Origin of the sequence: Halomonas sp. SpR8, assembly GCF_031010195.1 — a bacterium.
Lineage (GTDB): Bacteria > Pseudomonadota > Gammaproteobacteria > Pseudomonadales > Halomonadaceae > Vreelandella.
Genome location: NZ_JAUAMC010000007.1, coordinates 1 through 19,174 on the forward strand (window position 1 = coordinate 1; position 19,174 = coordinate 19,174).

Here is a 19,174-nt window from a genome sequence, read left to right on the forward strand (position 1 = left end):
CCTTTAAGCTCGTGTGATCGCGTAAATACTGTTGCACCAGCAGCAGCTTAAAATCCTCGTTGTATTGCTTACTCATAAAAACACCCCGAAGGTTGGATTGAGCGTCCAACTTTCGGGGTGCAGTTCAGAATAGGTGGCGTTTTAGATTAAGGGCTTTCAACCGGCCTGGTAGCTTGATCTGATATATCAACCCGCACGCAGCGTTTCGATATCCGCGTGAGTGGGGAGTGAGGCGTAAGCGCCTGGGCGAGTAACCGCATGGGCACCGCAGCGGCAGGCGGTATCCACTGCACGATGAAGAAAATCGGCATCGTTCTGCCAGTTTTCGTTGATACCGTGGGCTGAAAGCTCGGCCAGTAGCCCGCCAATAAAAGCGTCGCCGCCAGCGGTGGTATCGACTGCCTCCACTTTGGGTGGCGCAATGCGCTGGTCGATGCCGACGCCTTTAAGTACAACGTCGTTGGGGCCGTCGGTAATCAAGATAACCTTCACTCCAGCCGCCAAGCGTTCAGAAAGCCACGACTCTGCAGGATGATCAGCACGCAAGTAGTCGAGCTCCTCCTGGGAGAGTTTGAGCAATTCGGCGCCGTCTAGCAGTTGCGTGACTAAGCTGGCGTCTGCTTCACCGCCGGGCCATAGGTTGTGGCGTAGGTTGGCATCGACGCTGACCAGGCAGCCTGCGCGCTTGGCCATGGTGGCCATCGCCAGAGTAACGTCGGCGATCTCGGGGTCAGTCAGGCTGTTACTGCACAGGTGCAGAATAGCAGGGTGCTCAAAAATCCCCTGGGGTAAATGCTCTAGGCGATAAAGCAGATCAGCGGCAGGTGGGCGATAAAAATCAAAGGTACGTTCGCCAACGTCATCCCGGGAAACGAACGCCAGCGCCGTGCGCGACTGCTTTGTGAGCATAACGCCGCTGGTGTCGACGCCATGACTTTTAAGTTCACGCAGCAAAAAATGCCCAAAAGTATCGTCACCCACCATACCTAGAAACTGGCTAGGTACACCCAAGCGGGCGCAGGCGACCGCCACGTTCGCGGGGGCGCCACCGGCGTAGGGGGTAAAGGTTTCCTGGGTATCAGTAGCGGCTCCCAAACGACTGGAGAGCATATCGACTAGCGCTTCCCCAAAGGCAATAACGGGTGTCATTTGTGGCTCCTTATTGTGATTAATGTATTTGTTTTAAAACAAGCAGTTTTGCACCGGGCAGTTTTTTACCTGACAGTGTTGCACTGGACAGTTTTATGCCACGCAGTGGCCGCGTGCGGCTTCAAGCAGTTCGTACCACGCTTCCCGGGGTAGCGTTGCAGGGCCATTAAGCATATCGCTGATGCGCTCAGGTTTAACGCTGCCAATCACCGGTACCGGCGAGTTGGGCAGGCTGCGCAGCCATGCCAGCGCTAAAGCGCTGGGAGCGCACTCAAGCTTGGTTGCCCACTTATCCAAACAGTCGCTGACGGCGCCTTGCATCAATTGCCCGCTTGCCAGAGGTGACCACGCCATGGGAGCGTGGCCATCGGCACATAGATCGTCAAAGCTACCGTCAAACAGCGGCGTTGTGTGGGCGATTGAGAGCTCGATCTGGTTGGCGGATAGGCGGTGATGCATGGCGCCTTGCAAGCGCCGCCACTGGCTGGGCAGGTGGTTGGAAATGCCTGCAGCGCCAATTTTGCCTGCTTCAATGGCATCGTCCAGCGCACGGCCGGTAGCTTCCGCGTTCATCAGTAGGTCGGGGCGATGAATCAAAAAATGATCGAGGAGTTCGACGTTTAAACGCCCAAGCGACGCGTCGATGGCGCTATTGAGATAAGCGGGGCTAGCGTTGTAGTGCTTTACCATACCGGAGCCGGGGGCTGGGTTGTCGTTAGCGATGCTCGCTTTAGTGACGATATTAACCCGCTGAGCCAGGGCAGGACGTGTTTTTAGCGCGGCGCCAAACAGCGTTTCACCTTGGTTGCTACCATAGATATCGGCATGGTCAAACCAGTTTAGGCCCTGTTCCAGGCGCGCTTCGATCCAATCGGCCAACTGCTTAGGGTCGTGAAGGGCAGGCGTTTCGTGTAAACGCATCATGCCGAGTACAAACGGCACATCAAAGGTGGCGGCGGGCATAGCTGGTTCCGTATTGATGTTGTTAGCGATGTTTTTAATAAATGTTTTTAATAAATGTTGTTAGAAAACTTCTTCGTTATGCAGCGCTTCGGCGGCGCCTAGCAGCCCCGTCCAGGGCGCGGTCACCACCCATACGGGGATATCAGCGTTATAAGCGCCCATGCGGCCTTTATTGACAAAGGCGGCGCGCAGTTCGCTTTCCGGCAGCCACTCCAGCAGGCGGGGGAGAATACCGCCGCATAGATAAACCCCGCCCCTTGCGCCCATGGTTAACGTGGCGTCGCCGCACACATCGCCAAGAATTTTGAGAAAGCGCAGCAGGGCTGCCGTTGCCAGGCTATCGCCCTCGTTGGCCGCTGTGGTCACCTCTGCGGGAGTGGTAAGGCGTGGCTCAACGCCCTCAAGGCTACAGTGCGCCTGGTAAAGCTCCAGTAAGCCCTGGCCGCACAAAATGCGCTCTACGCTCACCCGCTTATGACGCTGCAGAAATACATCCAACAACGCCACCTCGGTGCTATCCGTGGGTGCAAAGGTGACGTGACCGCCTTCGGTGGGCAGCGGTATCCAGGCGTGCTGTCCAGGAAATACCCCGGCAACGCCTAGGCCAGTGCCTGGGCCGATAATTAAGCGTGTGGAGTGGGCCTGGATTTGTCCCGGCTGAACCTCAACCAAGTCACTGGCCGCCACATGGGGAACACCCAGCGCCTGGGCGGTAAAGTCATTGATGACTTTAAACAGCGAAAGATTCAGCGCCTGCTGAACGTCGCCCTTTAAAAAGTCCCAGTGGTTATTGGTCATTTTGACCCGTTCGTTGTGAACGGGGCAGGCGAAAGCCAAGCAAGCCTCTTGAGGCGCGTTGTCACCGATGGCGCCCACGCGATTTAAGTAGTCTTGAACGGCTTCTACAACGCCGGGGTAGTCGGCACAAGGAAGGTTTAAAATATCGTGTGGGGTGACTTCACCGGGCGACACCAACGCTAGGCGTGCGTTGGTGCCTCCGATATCGCCGATGAGTGCCGGTCGCATCAGGCATCCTCTTCTGCGATTTGCCCCTGCTGGCGGGCGAGGTCGTCGGCTTCGAAGCCGCCAAACACACCTGCGCCTTCCTCGCCGCGCATAGCCAAGTGGCGGAAGCCTGAAAACAGCTCACGGCCCAGGCCGACGTGGTAGTGATCCAGGTTGCCAATCGCCAATTCCCGATTAGCCCAGGTAGTAGGGGCGACTTTGGCTTCCAGCGTACCGGCGTTGGCATCCAGGCGGACAATATCGCCATCGCGCAGTTTGGCCAGCGGGCCGCCATCCAAGGCTTCGGGGCTCATATGGATCGAAGCAGGTACTTTGCCCGACGCACCCGACATGCGGCCGTCAGTGACCAGCGCCACTTTATAGCCACGATCCTGTAGCACGCCCAGGAAGGGTGTCAGCTTGTGCAGTTCCGGCATGCCGTTGGCTTTGGGGCCCTGGAAACGGACGACCACGATCACGTCACGATCCAAATCGCCGGACTCGAAGGCCGCTTTCATTTCGTTCTGGTCTTCGAAAATCTTCACCGGTGCTTCGACAATGCGATGCTCCTCGGCCACCGCAGAGACTTTGATCACACCACGGCCCAGGTTGCCTTTCATAACGGTTAAACCACCCGTCGGCGCAAAAGGCTTGGCGACGGGGCGCAGCACGTCCTCATCAAGGCTGTTTTCGGGGCCTTCGTGCCAGACGACTTTGCCGTCTTCCAAGAAAGGTTCTTGGGTGTAGGCGGTCAGGTCGGTGCCGAACACGGTGGGAATATTGCCGTGGAGCAGGCCTGCGCCCAGCAGCTCGCGGAACAGGTAGCTCATGCCGCCCGCCGCCTGGAAGTGGTTAATATCCGCTTGGCCGTTAGGGTAGACCTGCATCAGGCTGGGGGTGACCGCGGAAAGCGCGGTGAAATCATCCCAGTTCAGGGTAATACCGGCAGCGGCGGCCATGGCGATCAGGTGAAGTGTATGGTTGGTCGAACCACCAGAAGCGAGAAGCCCAACGACGGCGTTGACGATGGCGCGCTCGTCGATCTGCTTGTAGAACGGGCGGTAGTTGCCACCGGGCTCGGTATTGCGAATCGCCTGCTCTGTTGCGTAGCGGGTTAGCGCTTCGCGCATCTCGGTGCCAGGGTTGACGAAGGAGGTGCCCGGCAGGTGCAGACCCATGACTTCCATCATCAGCTGGTTGGAGTTGGCCGTGCCGTAGAAGGTGCAGGTGCCGGGGCTGTGATATGAATCCGACTCTGCCTCCAGCAGCGCATCGCGGCCCACCTTGCCCTCGGCGTACAACTGACGAACGCGGGCCTTTTCCTTGTTGGGCAGGCCGCTGGGCATGGGGCCGGCCGGCACAAACATCGCGGGCAGGTGGCCAAAGCGTGCGGCGCTGATAAACAGCCCGGGGATAATCTTATCGCACACGCCCAGGTAGAGCGCAGCGTCGAACATGTTGTGGGAAAGCCCCACGGCGGCGGCCATGGCAATCACATCCCGTGAGAATAGCGACAGCTCCATGCCCGGCTGGCCCTGGGTCACGCCATCGCACATCGCCGGAACGCCACCGGCAAACTGGGCGGTCGAGCCCATGGCACTGGCGGCTGCTTTAATCGTTTCAGGAAACGTCTCAAACGGCTGGTGCGCCGAGAGCATATCGTTGTAGGCCGAAATGATCCCCAGGTTGGCGCTGTTCATCAGCTTGAGGGAGTCTTTGTCCTGCGGGTTGCAGGCAGCAAAGCCGTGGGCCAGATTGCCGCAGCTTAACTCAGCCCGGTGCACTCCGCGTTTATGCTGGTCCGCCATGCGCTGTTCATAGAGGGCGCGGCGCTCAGCAGAGCGCTCACGAATGCGCTGGGTAACCTCAGCAACGGTAGAATTTAAAGTGGCAGGTGTTGAGCTCGGCATAGGGACCTCTGCATGATAGAGACGGTGGGTAAAGATTGTAGTTATTTTACATTTTTTGGTGTCGATATAAGAGACTTTACGGTAATAAAATCCACATTTGTAGTTTTATTACCAGAATTTGCTGTGCTAATCGAAGCTCGTCAAGATACGTAGATATCTCTAAAAGATCCGGACAGGGTGGAAGATCCACCCATGAAATAGCAAGTATAGCATCCAGGCTTTTGCTACCATTTTGCGCTTTGACTTTGAATGTTTAATGACCCCTACCGAGCCGGAGCCTGCATGCACGCCATTGTTGACCATATCCAGTCAGTTGACCTCAAGGCCGGTGAAACGACGCGACGCTACCTGGACACGCTGACCAAGCCGCCGGGTAGTTTGGGGGCCTTAGAAGAACTGGCTATTCAGTTGAGCGCCATCACTGGTGAGCTTAAGCCCCAGGTGATGCCGCCTGCGGTGATTGTGTTTGCTGCCGATCACGGCGTTGCCGTTGAGGGGGTATCCGCCTTTCCCCAGGAAGTGACCGCCCAGATGGTGGCCAACTTCGCCAACGGCGGGGCGGCGATTAATGTTTTTGCCCGACAGATAAGTGCGCAGGTCGAGATCGTAGACGTAGGCGTAGCTTCGTCCTTAACACTGCCTGGCGTGACTTCTTCCAAAGTGCGCGCGGGAACCGCCAATATGGTGGTGGAAGATGCCATGCAAGCTGACCAGGCGTTGGCCGCTATAGAGGTAGGTATCGCCGCCATTGAGCGGGCAAAAAAGGCGGCAGCAAAGTGTCTTATTGTCGGCGAGATGGGCATTGCCAATACCACCGCCAGCAGTGCCATGCTGGCGGTGCTGGCAGGTGAGTCGGTAGCCAGCGTTGTGGGTGCGGGTACCGGGATTAACCCACAGCAGCAGGCACACAAAGTAGCCGTGATTGAGCGCGCCATCGCGGCGCGTAACGCTGACCCCCAGGCGCCTCTGGCGGTGCTTGCCAAGTTGGGTGGGCTGGAAATTGCTGCCATGACCGGCGCCTATTTGGCAGCCGCGGCCAATCAGATGCCTGCGATTGTGGATGGTTTTATTGCCACCGTGGCCGCGCTTACCGCCTGTCGAATATGCCCCGCCGTGCGTGGCTATCTGATTTTTGGCCACCGTTCCCAGGAGCCCGGGCATGACGTCGCGTTAACGGCATTAGAGGCTAGGCCACTTCTCGATATGGGCATGCGGCTAGGGGAGGGCAGTGGTGCCGCGCTGGCGTATCCATTGCTGCAGGCGGCGACGTCGATGGTGGCGGAAATGGCGACCTTTAACGATGCCGGTGTTAGCGATAAGGCAACGCCATGATGGTCGGCGATCCTCTCACTGGATTGGCGCTGGTTGCTCTGGCGATAGTGATTGACTTAATGATTGGCGATCCGCGTTCATTGCCGCATCCAGTGGTGTGGATAGGACGTTTTATCAGCGCCTTTGAGCGGCTATGGAATCGCGGTACGGCGCAGCAGCGCAGGATCAGTGGGTTTCTACTAACAATCATTGTGGTAGGCGGCGTATGGGGGATCAGCTGGCTAGCGTTGGTGTTGCTAGCGCGGGTGCACCCCGGACTGGCGTTGATCGCCGAGCTTTGGTTGCTCTCTACGACGTTAGCGATAAAAGGCTTGGGCGACGCGGCCCGCGCCGTGGTCGAGCCGCTAACCAAAGGCGATTTGCCTGCCGCTCGCAAGGCGCTGGGGATGATAGTGGGCCGTGATACGCCACACTTGGATGAAGCGGAGATCACTCGCGGTACGGTGGAAACCGTGGCGGAAAACACGGTGGATGGTATTACCGCGCCGCTGTTTTTTGCCCTGATTGGCGGGGCACCGCTAGCGCTGGCGTATAAGGCGGTAAATACCCTGGATTCGATGGTAGGCTATAAAAACCAACGCTATGCCGACTTTGGCTTTGCCTCCGCTAAGCTCGACGATTTGGCTAACTGGCTACCGGCACGTTTAACAGTGCCATGCCTGTGGCTTGCTGGCCTGCTACTGGACGTTACAGGCATTTTGAATCTGCGCTGGAAAGGCGCACTGAGCGGCACCTGCCGCGATGCGCCGCGTCATCCAAGTCCTAATGCGGGCTGGCCGGAGGCCATGGTGGCAAGGCTGCTCGGCGTTCAGTTGGGTGGCACTAATTACTATCAAGGCGTGGTGTCTCGGCGCGCTACCCTAGGTGAGCCCCTGGAAGTGCTGCAGGTCACGCACATCACGGCTGCGGTGCATTTAATGCACGGCGCCTGGCTACTGTTTATGTTGCTGTCAGTGGTAGTTATAGCGGGCATATCATTCTTTTTTAAGGGGCTACTATGAGTCAATGTATGTGGTCCTGTTCTCCATGGCCCAAGCACGGCGGGCAAGCCGAGGCGCTATTAGCGCATTTCAGTTTGCCCGCCGATCACCGTTTGGAAGATTTTAGCGCCAACCTTAACCCCTTGGGGCCTCCGGCCTGGGTTAGCGATTGGTTAGTGAAGCAGTTGGCAGATATCGAGCGTTATCCTGCGCCGGATTACTCCGCTGCGCGTCAGGCCATTGCCGCCCACCACCACCTTCAGCCCGAACAGGTGCTGCTGACCAACGGCGGCGCGGAAGCCATTTTTATCGCCGCTGCGCTGCATGCAGGTAAGCGTGCGGCGATTATTACCCCCAGCTTTGGCGAGTATGCCCGCGCTTGTTTCGCCCACCGGCTCTCAGTCGCTGAGCTTGCACTGCCCGCGCCGCACTTTACGCTGGATATTGATTCGCTATTGGCTGGACTTAACGGCATTGAGGTGCTGTTTTTATGCCGCCCCAATAATCCTACCGCTACGTTGATTGATATTTCGGCAATGGAAGCCCTGCTGGATCACACTGCAGCCATTGGCTGCCATGTGATAGTGGATGAGGCCTTTATCGATATGGTAGGCAAGCCGCCCCAACAGGCCTCGTTGGCACCGCTGTTGGCGCGCTATTCGCATCTGATACTGCTGCACTCAATGACCAAGTTTTACACGCTGCCGGGGCTGCGATTGGGCTATATGCTTGCGGATACGGCAGCAATTAAGGCAGCAGAGAGCCACCAGCCAGCCTGGAGTGTTAACCACTTGGCGGCTGAACTAGTAGCGCCGCTGCTGAAAGATGACGCCTTTGCCCGTCGCACCCAGCGTTGGTTAGCCAGCGAGCGGCCACGTATGAGCCAAGCGCTTAGCGAGTTGGGGGTGGACGTTGTGCCCAGCCAGGCCTGCTTTTTCCTTATCCGCCCCGGCGCCGAGCAGCGCGCCGCAGGCCTCTCCAGCGATATGTTATTTGAGCGGCTGCTACACCAAGGCGTACTGGTACGCCATACCCACAATTTTGCCGGGCTTGATGGCGAATGGCTTAGGGTGGCGCTACGCGATGAACCTGCCAACCGACGGCTAGTCGCTGCACTGAAAAAGGTACTGCATGATTGTCTTCGTTAGCGGCGGGGCGCGCTCGGGTAAAAGTGAAATTGCCGAACAGCGGGTAGTGGACGCTGCGGGCAGTTTACCCTGTTACTACTTAGCCACCGCGGACGTGTACGACGACGAGATGGCCGCGCGTGTTGCACGCCATCGACAATCCAGGGGTGCGCAGTGGTTGACGTTGGAAGCGCCGCTGGCCATTGATCAAGCGATTGCCAACGTGCCTGAAGGCGGTGCCGTGCTGTTGGATTGCCTGACCCTCTGGGCCAGTCAGGTGCTGTATGCCAGTGAGCTTAGCGAAGATGAGGGCCTGGCGCTGTTAGCCAATACCCTTGCTGATGCCCGAGCGCGCAGCGTGCATCTAGTGGTTGTCTCTAACGATATCAACGAAACGCTACCGCCCGTTGATGCCGAAACCTGGCGCTACCTGGCCTTTCTTCAGCGTGCCCACCGCTGGCTAGCGGCAGAGGCGGACTCGGTGCTGGAAGTGGTCGCGGGCTGTGCCATCGAATGGAAAAACGATAGGAAGGTGCTGTGAAAAACGTTCTGTTCGGTCTTCTGCTCGCACTACAGTTTTTGACCCGAATCCCGATTCCTGTCGCTTGCCCCTGGACGCCTGAAACCCGCCGGTGGGCGGTGCGTGCCTACCCCTTGGTCGGCTTGCTCATCGGCAGCGTGTTGGTGCTGTTGGCATTCGCCATGCAAAACGTCCCCACGCCGATCACCGCGCTGGCGCTGCTTAGCCTTTGGGTCGCGCTTTCCGGTGGGCTGCACCTGGATGGCGTCATGGATATCGCCGATGCCCTGGGCAGCAATCAGCCGCTGACGCGCCGCTGGGAGATCATGAAAGACCCGCAAATCGGCAGTTTCGGCATGTTGGCGCTGGTGTTTCTGCTTGCCTGGAAGGGCGTGCTGCTGTGGGCATTGCTCACCTATCAAGCGCCGCTCTGGTGGCTGCTGGTGGTGCCCGCGCTCGGGCGCTGGGCGGGTGTGGCCTTGCTGGTGCTGACGCCTTGCGCTCAGTCGAAGGGCCTGGCCTGGAGCTGGCAGCAGTCGCTGAGCGGCCAGGATGTGGCGCTGGCTCTGGTACCGCTCGCGGTGATAGCCCTGCTGGCACCCACACTAATGGTGATGCTACTTGCGGCAATCGTTTTTGTGGGACTGATGCGCTGGCTTATGCTGCGCCTGTTTAATGGCATCAACGGCGATATGGTCGGTGCCACCATCGAAGGAGGAGAGCTTTGGCTGCTGATCTTAGTTTGGAGCTGGTGGCAGTTCGCCACGGCATCACCGCCTGGAATCTAGAACGCCGTTATCAGGGACAGCGCGATATTGCGCTGCTGTTTCCTGAGGCGGAAGAGGGACTGCTTGCTCTGCGAGACGCCGTGGTGGATGAGCGTTTTGATGCTATTTATTCAAGCGACTTAAACCGCTGCCAACAGACGCTGGAATGGATTCAGGCCGTGAAAGAGGGCGTGCCGGTTGCGCTTGAGCCGCGTCTGCGCGAACTCGATTTTGGCGAGTACGAAGGCAAGGTCTACGACGAACTAAAAGATTTGCCCCACTACCGCGCCTGGATTGACAGCGTCGGCGAGCTGCAAATCCCTGGCGGCGAATCGGCCGCTCAACTGCGCGCACGCCTGGAGGCCTGGCTACATGATGTAGCCGTGAATGCCCGGCAGGGCGGCCAGCGCAAGATTCTAGCCGTCACTCACGGCGGTGTGATTCGTGAGCTGCGCCGTCGTTTTGAAACCATTCACTTCTGGGATGGCTCAGTGAGCCAGGCCCAAGGTCGGCGCTGGACGCTCACTTATCACACCGATGCGAATGGCAAAGGAGATTGGCAATGCAGCTCTTCATCGGCGGTGCCTGCGCTGGAAAACGCGACGCCGTAACGGCTCGCTTTCCCGACGCTGTATGGCATCGGCTGGCACCGGGACAGCGGCTGGAAGAGTGCCAGCAAGCGCTGGTTGCCGAAACCCCGCTAGTAATAACCGGCGTGCTTGAGTGGCTAGAAGCCGCTTTAGCAAACGCGCAAAACGATGCCCTGCGCCAACAGTGGCAGGTCGATATGACACAGCTCTACCAGCGTGCTGACGAACTAAAGGCGCCGTTGATGATTATTGCCAATGAAGTTGGCCGGGGTATTGTGCCCATGCAACCCGAGCAGCGCTGCCTGCGAGACCTCAATGGCTGGTTCACCCAGGACGCCACCGCTCAAGCCGAGCAGGTGTGGTACGTGCGTCATGGGTTGGTGCAGTTGATTAAGTAGTTATTCCGGCTTTTTATTACGATAATTCGGGCGAATTTTTGCCCGCCTTGTAAGCGATCTCTTACACGGTGTAAGAGATCGCTGTGAATTGTCCTGTAAGGGTTGCGCTTCGCTTCTGGCTCGCTATTCTGACCATTTCTCATTAGCAATTGATGGTCCAGGGAGTGGCATTATGTCTGAAAAGACGGGGATGGATAAGACGGGCCTTCAATTCACCCTAGCTCTCCCGGGAGTGGATGACGTCGCGGTAGTCGATTTCACCCACCGCGAAGTGCTTTCCCAGCCTTTCGAGCTGGCAATCAAACTGGCCAGCCGCGATGGCAGTTTGGATGCTGCTGAGCTACTGGATCGCGAAGCCACTCTGACCATCTGGCAAGACGGCGAACCGCTGCGCCGGGTGCACGGTATTGTCAGCGAGTTTGGCCGGGGCGACCGCGGTCATCGACGCACCTTCTACTCCCTGGTGCTGCGCCCAGCGCTATGGCGGCTTTCGCTACGTCATAACTCGCGGATTTTCCAGAAAGTTGATCCGCTCACCATCATCAATACCCTGTGTGATGAACGGGGCATCCGCGACGTGGCCTTTGCGGTTACCCGCGAGCTTGCCGAGCGCGAATACTGCGTACAGTACCGTGAGACCGATCTCGCCTTTATTGAGCGTCTGGCGGCCGAAGAAGGGCTGCTTTACTTCCATGAATTTGCAGAGGGTAGCCATCGGCTGATCTTTGCCGATGACCCGCAGGTACTGACTCATCTCGGCGAGCGTACGTATCACAGCCGCGCCGGTGGCACCGCGCCCACACGTCATGTGCGTAAACTTAGCCACAAGGCTCGGGTGGCGAGTTCTTCTGCCACGCTGAAAGATTACAGCTTTAAAAATCCCGTCTATGCGCAGTTGCACGACCACCTGGGCCGTGACGTCGAGCAGCACGGCCAGCAAGTGGACTACGAACACTACGACTATCCCGGTCGGTACAAGCAGGACGCCTCCGGCAAGCCCTTTACCCGCATCCGCCTGGAACAGCTGCGCCGGGAAGCGATTACCGCCAGCGCCGAAAGCGACCTGCCCGAACTCGCTCCTGGTGTGCGCTTTAGCCTGACGGATCATGACACCGACAGCCTCAATCGCGATTGGCAGGTTATCAGTGTTCTTCACCACGGCGAGCAACCCCAGGCGCTGGAAGAAGACGGGATGACCCAGGGCGATGCGGATGGTATGACGCGTTATCACAACAAGGTCACCCTTATCCCCGGCGACGCCCCCTGGCGAGCGACCCCCAACCCCAAACCGCGTGTCGATGGCCCCCAGGTCGCCTTTGTCGTCGGCCCGGAAGGCGAAGAGATCCACTGCGACGAGCACGGCCGGGTCAAAGTGCAGTTCCCCTGGGATCGCTACGCCGAGCCCAATGAAACGGCGAGCTGTTGGGTGCGGGTTGCCCAAGGCTGGGCAGGCGGCGGTTATGGCAGCATCGCTATCCCCCGGATCGGCCATGAGGTAATTTTGTCGTTCTTAGAGGGCGACCCCGACCAGCCGCTGGTCACCGGGCGGACCTACCACGCCGTGAATACCGCGCCGTACCCACTGCCGGAACACAAAACCCGCACGGTATTGCGCACCCAAAGCCACAAGGCCGACGGCTTTAACGAACTGCGCTTTGAAGACGAAGCAGGCGAAGAGCAGATTTGGCTCCACGCCCAGAAAGATCTGGAGCTGCTGACGCTTAATGACCGTATTGAAGAGATCCGCAACGACAGCTTTTTGCAGGTCAAGAATGACCGCATCAGCGAGGTCGACAACGACGATCACCACACGGTCCACGGCAACCGCTTCGAGCACACCGAAGGCCAGCAGCACTTCAGCGTGGATGGCACGCTACATATCAACGCAGGCCAGGCGTGGCTAAGTGAAAGTGGCCGCGAGCTGCATATCAAAGCAGGCCACAAAGTGGTGCTTGAGGCGGGTGACGAATTAACCCTGAATGCAGGCGGCAGCTTTATAAAGCTGGACGGCGGCGGCATTACCATCGTCGGCCCCAAGGTGCGCGTCAACGCCGGTGGCAGCCCGGGCAATGGCTCCGGGCAAGCGGTGGAAGGTCCGTTGTTGCCGGGGCATGCGGTGGCGGAGGCAAGCGAGCACGTTATCTTTAAAGCACCTGCGGCACTGCTCAAACAGGACTATGTATTGCACGAGGCCGCAAAGCTGGGTGAAAGCGTCTGCGAAGTTTGTGAATCGAAAGGAAGTGCATGATGTCTGACCACACCACTTGGTTCATGATCGATGGCAAGCTTAACCCAAACGCTATTGCGGCCTTATACGCGCCAGGAATGGCAGAAGAAGCCATCATGCTATTAAAAGGCACGGCTTATGAGCCGATTGCTGCATCAGGTCCGCTGCTGGCACGAGTAACGAGACGTAGCGAGCTCCATGCCTTATGGCAACGCAATGCAGCACCTCTCTATTTCGCCTGGCAGTTTACTAGTGTGCTACCCCCCTATGATTTGGCCGCGTATTGGCGTCGGCGTTTGCTGTTCAATGCACCCATGGGCAGAACACTATGGTTACGCTATGCAGATAGCCGCGTCATTGCTCGGTGCATCCATCAAAATACCTTTCCCGCGGGGTTTTGGCAGGGGGTCTCGTCTCTACAGATGTCTGCTCAACACCAAGAGTGGTCGCTGCCCGAGACGAAGGAACCACTCGCATGGGAAGAGCCCAAGCAAGATGGACTGCGCGCTTTTTTTAGCTTAAACGAACGTCAGCTTGCCTCACTCTCATCTGAGGAGACCGTGTCATGAGTGCTACTCAGTGCCCCCTGTTGGCCGCCATTATGCCCATTCGTTATGCCATCGGGCATGAAGGTTTAGAAAGTCCTTTCCTTGAGGGGCTAGCGCTACCTGAGCTAGAAGGCTCAATGATTACGTTAGATGATAGTGTCGTAGATAACTCATTACGCTATGTTGCCCGTCCACTACGTGATGGCTGGTGCTATGTCTGGCTGGAAGGGCAGCAGCGCATGATTGAATATCAGGTAGCTGGCGGTTCCTTGACCGAGACCTCTCGTGCTGGGGATCCAATTATGCCAGGCGGCGGGCCCTATCTGTTTTTACCCTGCGGCGAAATGGCCGCTATCGCCTGGTCGCCCGTGCCCTGGAACGATGAACGCTACGAGGCGCTGCAAGCGGATGGTGAACAGCGCCATCTAGTCATGCGCGCATTTACCCCCACACAGGCGCCCGATAGTGGGCCACTGGAGTGGGCCATCGACATTCCTGAGCTAAACGCACTGGATAAACACGCCTTCGCTTGGAGCTGTGAGCCCAACGTCACATTGCCACGTTGGGAATTACTGATGCCAACGCTGACGCAAGCCGAAGTGCAAGCCGTGGCCATTGTCGATGACCCCTGGGGCGTGGTGATCGAGCTGGCGCATCTTCAGCGGCAGGGGTTGGCTCGCCGCGAAGAATGGTTTGCGAAAGAAGGCGAAGAACGAACACTGGCGCAGAATATATTGAGCTTAGCTAAGCAAAATCGTGAATTCTGGGCCAAACTGCCGACCTTATCCGATCAGGCACGCATCGAAGAGGCCGCAAAACGTTACGATGCGGAGATCGAAGCACTGGAAACACAGCTTGCCTCGCTCACTCACGATTGGCAGCGCTGGATGGAGACCCTCTGGAACGAAATCGGCCCCGCCACCTTGGCGGCTGCGCAAAGCCATTTCGATCCAGAGCGTCACGAGGACCACGATGCGATGGAAACGCTATGGAGCGCAGCGCTACTGGGAGCAACGCAAAGCCAGGCAGGTGCTACGCTGGTCGAACGAATGCTCGACCCTGCGCAAGGGCCGACGTTTACCTACGGCAGCCACTCCTTATGGGTAGCACTCCTGGGGGTCACTAAGCATCTTCAGTTGAGTGATGTGCACCGCATGATGAGCGTGCCAGACGCCCTGCCCGCCGGAGATTGGGAAACCTGGGCACACAGTGTCAATCAGCTTTCAGTGCAGTTAGGCAGTGGGTTGATGGCCGCCCGAGAAGGCTTATTTTTAGCCTTGGGCACCGCCGTAGGGCCTATTCTTAAAGAAGTAGGGGCAGCTTCGCTCCAGCAGACCTTGGTGGCGGGCTACTTTGCCGCTGCCCTGGCACGCAGTGGCCAAACCTTGGCGGCGGAAGCGGTGTCCACTAGGCAACTGGTCGACTGGCTAAACGAGCCTAGTGCTCGGGTGGCAGGTGCGCCCGCCTCGTTGTACCAGCTACGTCCCGAGCTATTTCAACATCTGGAAGGTCGTCGAACTACAGTGCTGCGACTGGCGACCAACAATCCAAGCGCGAACTCACAGTCAGGTAACTTCTTCTTGCGTGCTTTCAATGAGGCACCGCTCAAGAGTGTATTGTTTTTTCTCAATGGCTGGATGTTGGGGAATGCAATCCGAGAGTTTGCTGAAGGAGATAGTTCGACAAGCACTAAATTATCTATGGGCTCTGGCTTATTTGGCACTGCAACGGCCACGACGGCCATATTCCAGTACTTTGCCCAGCAAGATGCCCAAAACCTAAGGCTTACGCAAGGCATGTCGGGCACTTGGGAAACAAAGTTTCGTCAATATCTAATTCTGGGCCAAGTTACACAGGGTGCTCTAAGTGTGGTTACTTTACTTGATGTTGTTTATTTCGGCCGTTTAGCCTGGGAGCGTTACGGTGAGGGCGATCTTGACTCTGCCGCCATCGCCACGGGTATGAGTGCCGCAAGCGCAGGCCAGTCGGCATTGGCGGCCCAAGCCTTCCTGCAATACCGTCGGGCTCAAGCAGCGCTGCGTACAGGCCAGTTGGTACAGGCTGCCAGCACCGCATCGCGGGCGGGTAAGCCGGGGTTGATGCTAGGGCTTACGCTATTGATTATTGCCGGGGCGGTGGGCCTCTATTACACACGTGAAAACCCCTTAGAGCAGTGGCTTCGCAACACCCGCTTCGGTAACCACCCAGCCGCTTGGGCGGGGGATCTGGAGCGAGAGCTGGACGAACTCTACCGCCTGCTCTACCAGCCGCGTATACACCTGGAGCGAAAGCACGTATGGAATCACCGCCTAAATACCCAGCATACGGCGGTGTGGCTTTATGTAGAATTTCCCGCCGCCGAGCGCTTCCCCGGTATGTTTACCCTGGAAGCCAAGGAGCGGTGGAAGGCCGGCTGGTGGGGCAGCGAGCAGCGCTCAACTCTGCTTACGGAGGAGGACTTCGAGCTGGATATTGGCGGCCGCCACCGCTCTGGCAACCCTGTGTATCGCAAGGTTTACCATGCCACGCCAGAGAACGAAACCTTGATCAGCCTGTCGGGTACGCTTCACTATCGCCCCTTCCCGGATTTGACCCTATCCCCTATTGAACTTGAGATCAGCTAGGCTATGCAGAGCATCCACCGGTACTTCGCGAACCTTTCCCAACAGTTGGGCTTGGCCGATGAGCTCATCAGGCTATCACCCAAGCGCAGGGCCGCCAAGCAGCCGATGCAGCTAGGCGAGGTGCAGGACCAAACAGAGCACTACCTCGATCTTTCCAGCGGCTCAGAAGAAGGCAAAGGTATTTTTACGGGGGTATGGGGAATGGGGGCTGTGTACCTATTCTTGTTAATGTCACCCGTTTTTTTTCAAGGCAGGTGGAAGGAAGTGTTAGGCACAGCTGTCGTTATGTGTGGAATAACTCTGGCGGTTTTTCTTTTAGAGGTCTTCTGGCCTGCGTCTTCTCCCATTCGCTTTAATCGTCGCACCCGGGAAATCTATTTTCAGGATAGAGGCAAGCTCTACCACACCGCCTGGGACGACGCCGTGGCGTGGATGCAGGAGAGCCGTTCAGTCACCCAATACACGGGTGCCATGACCGAGACCCCACTCCAGATACTGTTGCAGCGCTATGGCCACCCCGATGACGTGATTGCCCTGAGACTTAATTTACCGATAGGCCGTACAGCAGAAACCCAAGGTATGATGTGGGAGTATTTGCGCTGTTATATGGAAAACGGCCCTTGGTTCGATGAACAAGGTAACCCTACTGCGAGTTCCAATAGGAAAGCGATTCTTATAAAACATTATAAAAAACAAAGAACTGCTAAAATACACCTGCGGCTCAATCAATATCTGGTAAAAAAAGGGATTATGTCGCGCGGACGACTGTGGGCGACGACCGTTTTTGAAGCTTTCATGCTCCCTCTATTTTTTTTTCGCGACCTAACATCCAAATACGCCCGCCAGCGGGCTGCCAAACAACAATGGCACTCGTTGGTAAAGGAGCGCTGCCGCGCAAATGGCCCCACCATGCGCCTGTATGATCTGGAAGTGGCCGGGGGGCTGCACCAGGTGGTGACTGAAGCAACAGAACCTACGAATCGATAATGCAAAGCCTCCACCGGTACTTCGCGAACCTTTCCCAACAGTTGGGGCTAGCCGATGAACTCATCAGGCTCTCCCCAAAACGCAGGGCCGCCAAACAGCCAATGCAGCTGGGCGAAGTGCAGGATCAAACCGAACATTACCTGGACCTTTCCAGTGGCGCGGAGGAAGGCAAGGGAATTTTTACTGGGGTATGGGGGATGGGGGCATTTTACGGTGCGTTGCTGATGTCGCCTATAATTTTTCAAGACTTAGCAGGAGCAATATACGTGTTCACTGCCACTGCTATTATGGTGGGCATTACCCTAGCTGTTTTTCTTTTGGAAGTCTTCTGGCCCGCCTCCTCACCTATTCGCTTTAATCGCCGTACGCGGGAAATCTATTTTCAGGATAAAGACAAGCTTTACCACACCCCCTGGGATGACGCCGTGGCGTGGATGCAGGAGAGCCGCTCGGTTACCCAATACACTGGCGCCATGACCGAAACCCCTCTCCAACTACTGTTGCAGCGCTATGGCTACCCCGATGAGGTGATTGCCTTGCAGTTAAACCTACCCATGGGGCGTACCGCCGAACTCCAGGGCATGTTGTGGGAGTACCTGCGCAGCTATATGGACAACGGCCCCTGGTTCGACGAGCAGGGCAATCCACAAACCACTTCCAATCGTGAGCAAGCATTAGAGGGTTATCGCAGGCGTCAAAAGAAAGCCACCTTAAACTTGGAAGGCTATCGTCAGTCAGTAAAAGATGGCGTTACACCGAAGTCGCGAGCAGCTATTTTGATTCTAGGCCTTGCGTTCTTCTATCCGTGTTTGTTTATCCGCGATATTACCGCCAAATACGCCCGCCAGCGGGCTGCCAAGCACCAATGGCACTCGTTGGTAAAGGAGCGCTGCCGCGCAGATGGCCCCACCACCCGCCTGTATGAACTAGAAGTGGCCAACGGGCTGCACCAAGAAGTGGCTGAAGCAACAGAACCTACTGATCGATAATGCAAAGCATCAATCGGTACTTCGCTAACCTTTCCCAACAGTTGGGGCTAGCCGATGAGCTCATCAGGCTCTCCCCAAAACGCAGGGCCGCCAAACAGCCGATGCAACTGGGCGAGGTGCAGGACCAAACCGAGTACTACCTGGATCTTTCTAGTGGCGCGGAGGAAGGCAAGGGGATTTTTACTGGGGTATGGGGAATGCTTGCATGTTACGGTGCGTTGCTGATGTCGCCTATCATTTTTCAAGACTTAGCAGGAGCACTGTACGTGTTCACTGCCACTACTATCATGATGGGCATTACCCTAGCTGTTTTTCTTTTGGAAGTCTTATGGCCTGCATCTTCGCCCATACGCTTTAATCGCCGCACGAGGGAAGTCTATTTTCAGAATAAAGACAAGCTGTACCACTCACCCTGGGATGATGCAGTGGTGTGGATGCAGGAGAGCCGCTCGGTCACTCAATACACTGGTGCTATGACCGAGACCCCGCTGCAACTCCTTTTGCAGCGCTATGACCACCCCGATGAGGTAATTACCTTACAGTTAAACCTGCCCATGGGGCGCACCGCCGAACTCCAAGGCATGCTATGGGAGTACCTGCGCAGCTATATGGACAACGGCCCCTGGTTTGATGAGCAGGGCAACCGACAAGCCGCTTCCAATCGCGAGCAAGCGCTGGAGGGCTATCGCAGACGGCAAAAGAAAGCAAACATCGATCTGGATCATTACCGGATGCTAGTGAAAAAGGGCATTTCGACACCATCACGTGCAAGGGTTCGTATTTTTGGTGATATATTATTTTATCCTTGCTTTTTTATCCGCGATATCACTGCCAAATACGCCCGCCAGCGGGCTGCCAAGCACCAATGGCACTCGTTGGTAAAGGAGCGCTGCCGCGCAGATGGCCCCACCACCCGCCTGTATGAACTGGAAGTGGCCAACGGGCTGCACCAAGAAGTGGCTGAAGCAACAGAACCTACTGATCGATAATGCAAAGCATCAATCGGTACTTCGCTAACCTTTCCCGGCAACTGGGGCTAGCCGATGAGCTCATCAGGC

17 protein-coding genes are annotated in these 19,174 nt (G+C 57.1%); 13 read left to right on the forward strand and 4 right to left on the reverse strand.

What is annotated here, in order from left to right; all coding sequences use genetic code 11:
- Window positions 1–186: 186 nt before the first annotated feature.
- The 4 genes from QT230_RS14100 to edd form a co-directional block, all read right to left on the reverse strand.
- On the reverse strand, window positions 187–1,149 hold the full coding sequence (locus QT230_RS14100) for a carbohydrate kinase (protein ID WP_308322568.1): 963 nt from the start codon (window positions 1,147–1,149) through the stop codon (window positions 187–189).
- Window positions 1,150–1,242: 93 nt separating this feature from the next.
- A complete protein-coding gene (locus tag QT230_RS14105) occupies window positions 1,243–2,112 on the reverse strand; it encodes an aldo/keto reductase (RefSeq protein ID WP_308322570.1) in 870 nt (289 codons plus the stop codon).
- 60 nt (window positions 2,113–2,172) lie between these two features.
- A complete protein-coding gene (glk, locus tag QT230_RS14110) occupies window positions 2,173–3,138 on the reverse strand; it encodes a glucokinase (RefSeq protein WP_308322571.1) in 966 nt (321 codons plus the stop codon).
- Window positions 3,138–5,027, reverse strand: coding sequence for a phosphogluconate dehydratase (edd, locus tag QT230_RS14115; RefSeq protein WP_308322572.1), 1,890 nt, complete (start codon window positions 5,025–5,027; stop codon window positions 3,138–3,140). Before edd ends, glk begins: the two co-directional genes overlap by 1 nt.
- A 282-nt stretch (window positions 5,028–5,309) precedes the next feature.
- On the opposite strand from edd, the gene cobT reads away from it, so the two are divergent.
- The 13 genes from cobT (at window position 5,310) to QT230_RS14180 (ending at window position 19,105) form a co-directional block, all read left to right on the forward strand.
- Entirely contained in the window at window positions 5,310–6,359 is a 1,050-nt protein-coding gene (gene cobT, locus QT230_RS14120; RefSeq protein ID WP_308322573.1) for a nicotinate-nucleotide--dimethylbenzimidazole phosphoribosyltransferase, read from the forward strand.
- Entirely contained in the window at window positions 6,359–7,360 is a 1,002-nt protein-coding gene (cbiB, locus tag QT230_RS14125) for an adenosylcobinamide-phosphate synthase CbiB (RefSeq protein WP_308322889.1), read from the forward strand. The genes cobT and cbiB overlap by 1 nt, the downstream gene beginning before the upstream one ends.
- Window positions 7,357–8,487, forward strand: a complete 1,131-nt coding sequence (gene cobD / locus QT230_RS14130) for a threonine-phosphate decarboxylase CobD (protein WP_308322575.1) — start codon at window positions 7,357–7,359, stop codon at window positions 8,485–8,487. Before cbiB ends, cobD begins: the two co-directional genes overlap by 4 nt.
- A complete protein-coding gene (locus QT230_RS14135; RefSeq protein ID WP_308322577.1) occupies window positions 8,471–9,007 on the forward strand; it encodes a bifunctional adenosylcobinamide kinase/adenosylcobinamide-phosphate guanylyltransferase in 537 nt (178 codons plus the stop codon). Before cobD ends, QT230_RS14135 begins: the two co-directional genes overlap by 17 nt.
- A complete protein-coding gene (gene cobS, locus QT230_RS14140; RefSeq protein ID WP_308322578.1) occupies window positions 9,004–9,774 on the forward strand; it encodes an adenosylcobinamide-GDP ribazoletransferase in 771 nt (256 codons plus the stop codon). Before QT230_RS14135 ends, cobS begins: the two co-directional genes overlap by 4 nt.
- A complete protein-coding gene (locus tag QT230_RS14145; RefSeq protein WP_308322579.1) occupies window positions 9,711–10,364 on the forward strand; it encodes a histidine phosphatase family protein in 654 nt (217 codons plus the stop codon). Before cobS ends, QT230_RS14145 begins: the two co-directional genes overlap by 64 nt.
- On the forward strand, window positions 10,316–10,741 hold the full coding sequence (locus tag QT230_RS14150; protein ID WP_308322581.1) for a bifunctional adenosylcobinamide kinase/adenosylcobinamide-phosphate guanylyltransferase: 426 nt from the start codon (window positions 10,316–10,318) through the stop codon (window positions 10,739–10,741). Before QT230_RS14145 ends, QT230_RS14150 begins: the two co-directional genes overlap by 49 nt.
- 172 nt (window positions 10,742–10,913) lie before the next feature.
- Window positions 10,914–12,989 (forward strand): type VI secretion system tip protein TssI/VgrG, encoded by a 2,076-nt coding sequence (locus QT230_RS14155; protein WP_308322583.1) that lies wholly within the window; start codon window positions 10,914–10,916, stop codon window positions 12,987–12,989.
- Window positions 12,989–13,537 carry a DUF4123 domain-containing protein gene (locus QT230_RS14160; RefSeq protein WP_308322586.1) on the forward strand — a complete coding sequence of 183 codons (549 nt, stop codon included), beginning with the start codon at window positions 12,989–12,991 and terminating at the stop codon, window positions 13,535–13,537. Before QT230_RS14155 ends, QT230_RS14160 begins: the two co-directional genes overlap by 1 nt.
- Complete coding sequence (locus QT230_RS14165; RefSeq protein WP_308322587.1) at window positions 13,534–16,140, forward strand: toxin VasX; 2,607 nt, start codon at window positions 13,534–13,536, stop codon at window positions 16,138–16,140. Before QT230_RS14160 ends, QT230_RS14165 begins: the two co-directional genes overlap by 4 nt.
- A gap of 3 nt (window positions 16,141–16,143) precedes the next feature.
- Window positions 16,144–17,127 (forward strand): DUF6708 domain-containing protein, encoded by a 984-nt coding sequence (locus QT230_RS14170; RefSeq protein ID WP_308322588.1) that lies wholly within the window; start codon window positions 16,144–16,146, stop codon window positions 17,125–17,127.
- Entirely contained in the window at window positions 17,127–18,116 is a 990-nt protein-coding gene (locus QT230_RS14175) for a DUF6708 domain-containing protein (RefSeq protein ID WP_308322589.1), read from the forward strand. The genes QT230_RS14170 and QT230_RS14175 overlap by 1 nt, the downstream gene beginning before the upstream one ends.
- Window positions 18,116–19,105, forward strand: coding sequence for a DUF6708 domain-containing protein (locus QT230_RS14180; protein ID WP_308322590.1), 990 nt, complete (start codon window positions 18,116–18,118; stop codon window positions 19,103–19,105). The genes QT230_RS14175 and QT230_RS14180 overlap by 1 nt, the downstream gene beginning before the upstream one ends.
- Window positions 19,106–19,174: the final 69 nt, after the last annotated feature.

Excerpts from the sequence above, each read along its gene's own strand:
- QT230_RS14100 (WP_308322568.1), bottom strand. The coding sequence starts at position 1,149 with ATGACACCCGTTATTGCCTTTGGGGAAGCGCTAGTCGATATGCTCTCC.
- QT230_RS14105 (WP_308322570.1), bottom strand. The coding sequence starts at position 2,112 with ATGCCCGCCGCCACCTTTGATGTGCCGTTTGTACTCGGCATGATGCGT.
- glk (WP_308322571.1), bottom strand. The coding sequence starts at position 3,138 with ATGCGACCGGCACTCATCGGCGATATCGGAGGCACCAACGCACGCCTA.
- edd (WP_308322572.1), bottom strand. The coding sequence starts at position 5,027 with ATGCCGAGCTCAACACCTGCCACTTTAAATTCTACCGTTGCTGAGGTT.
- cobT (WP_308322573.1), top strand. The coding sequence starts at position 5,310 with ATGCACGCCATTGTTGACCATATCCAGTCAGTTGACCTCAAGGCCGGT.
- cbiB (WP_308322889.1), top strand. The coding sequence starts at position 6,359 with ATGGTCGGCGATCCTCTCACTGGATTGGCGCTGGTTGCTCTGGCGATA.
- cobD (WP_308322575.1), top strand. The coding sequence starts at position 7,357 with ATGAGTCAATGTATGTGGTCCTGTTCTCCATGGCCCAAGCACGGCGGG.
- QT230_RS14135 (WP_308322577.1), top strand. The coding sequence starts at position 8,471 with ATGATTGTCTTCGTTAGCGGCGGGGCGCGCTCGGGTAAAAGTGAAATT.
- QT230_RS14150 (WP_308322581.1), top strand. The coding sequence starts at position 10,316 with ATGCAGCTCTTCATCGGCGGTGCCTGCGCTGGAAAACGCGACGCCGTA.
- QT230_RS14155 (WP_308322583.1), top strand. The coding sequence starts at position 10,914 with ATGTCTGAAAAGACGGGGATGGATAAGACGGGCCTTCAATTCACCCTA.
- QT230_RS14160 (WP_308322586.1), top strand. The coding sequence starts at position 12,989 with ATGTCTGACCACACCACTTGGTTCATGATCGATGGCAAGCTTAACCCA.
- QT230_RS14165 (WP_308322587.1), top strand. The coding sequence starts at position 13,534 with ATGAGTGCTACTCAGTGCCCCCTGTTGGCCGCCATTATGCCCATTCGT.
- QT230_RS14170 (WP_308322588.1), top strand. The coding sequence starts at position 16,144 with ATGCAGAGCATCCACCGGTACTTCGCGAACCTTTCCCAACAGTTGGGC.
- QT230_RS14175 (WP_308322589.1), top strand. The coding sequence starts at position 17,127 with ATGCAAAGCCTCCACCGGTACTTCGCGAACCTTTCCCAACAGTTGGGG.
- QT230_RS14180 (WP_308322590.1), top strand. The coding sequence starts at position 18,116 with ATGCAAAGCATCAATCGGTACTTCGCTAACCTTTCCCAACAGTTGGGG.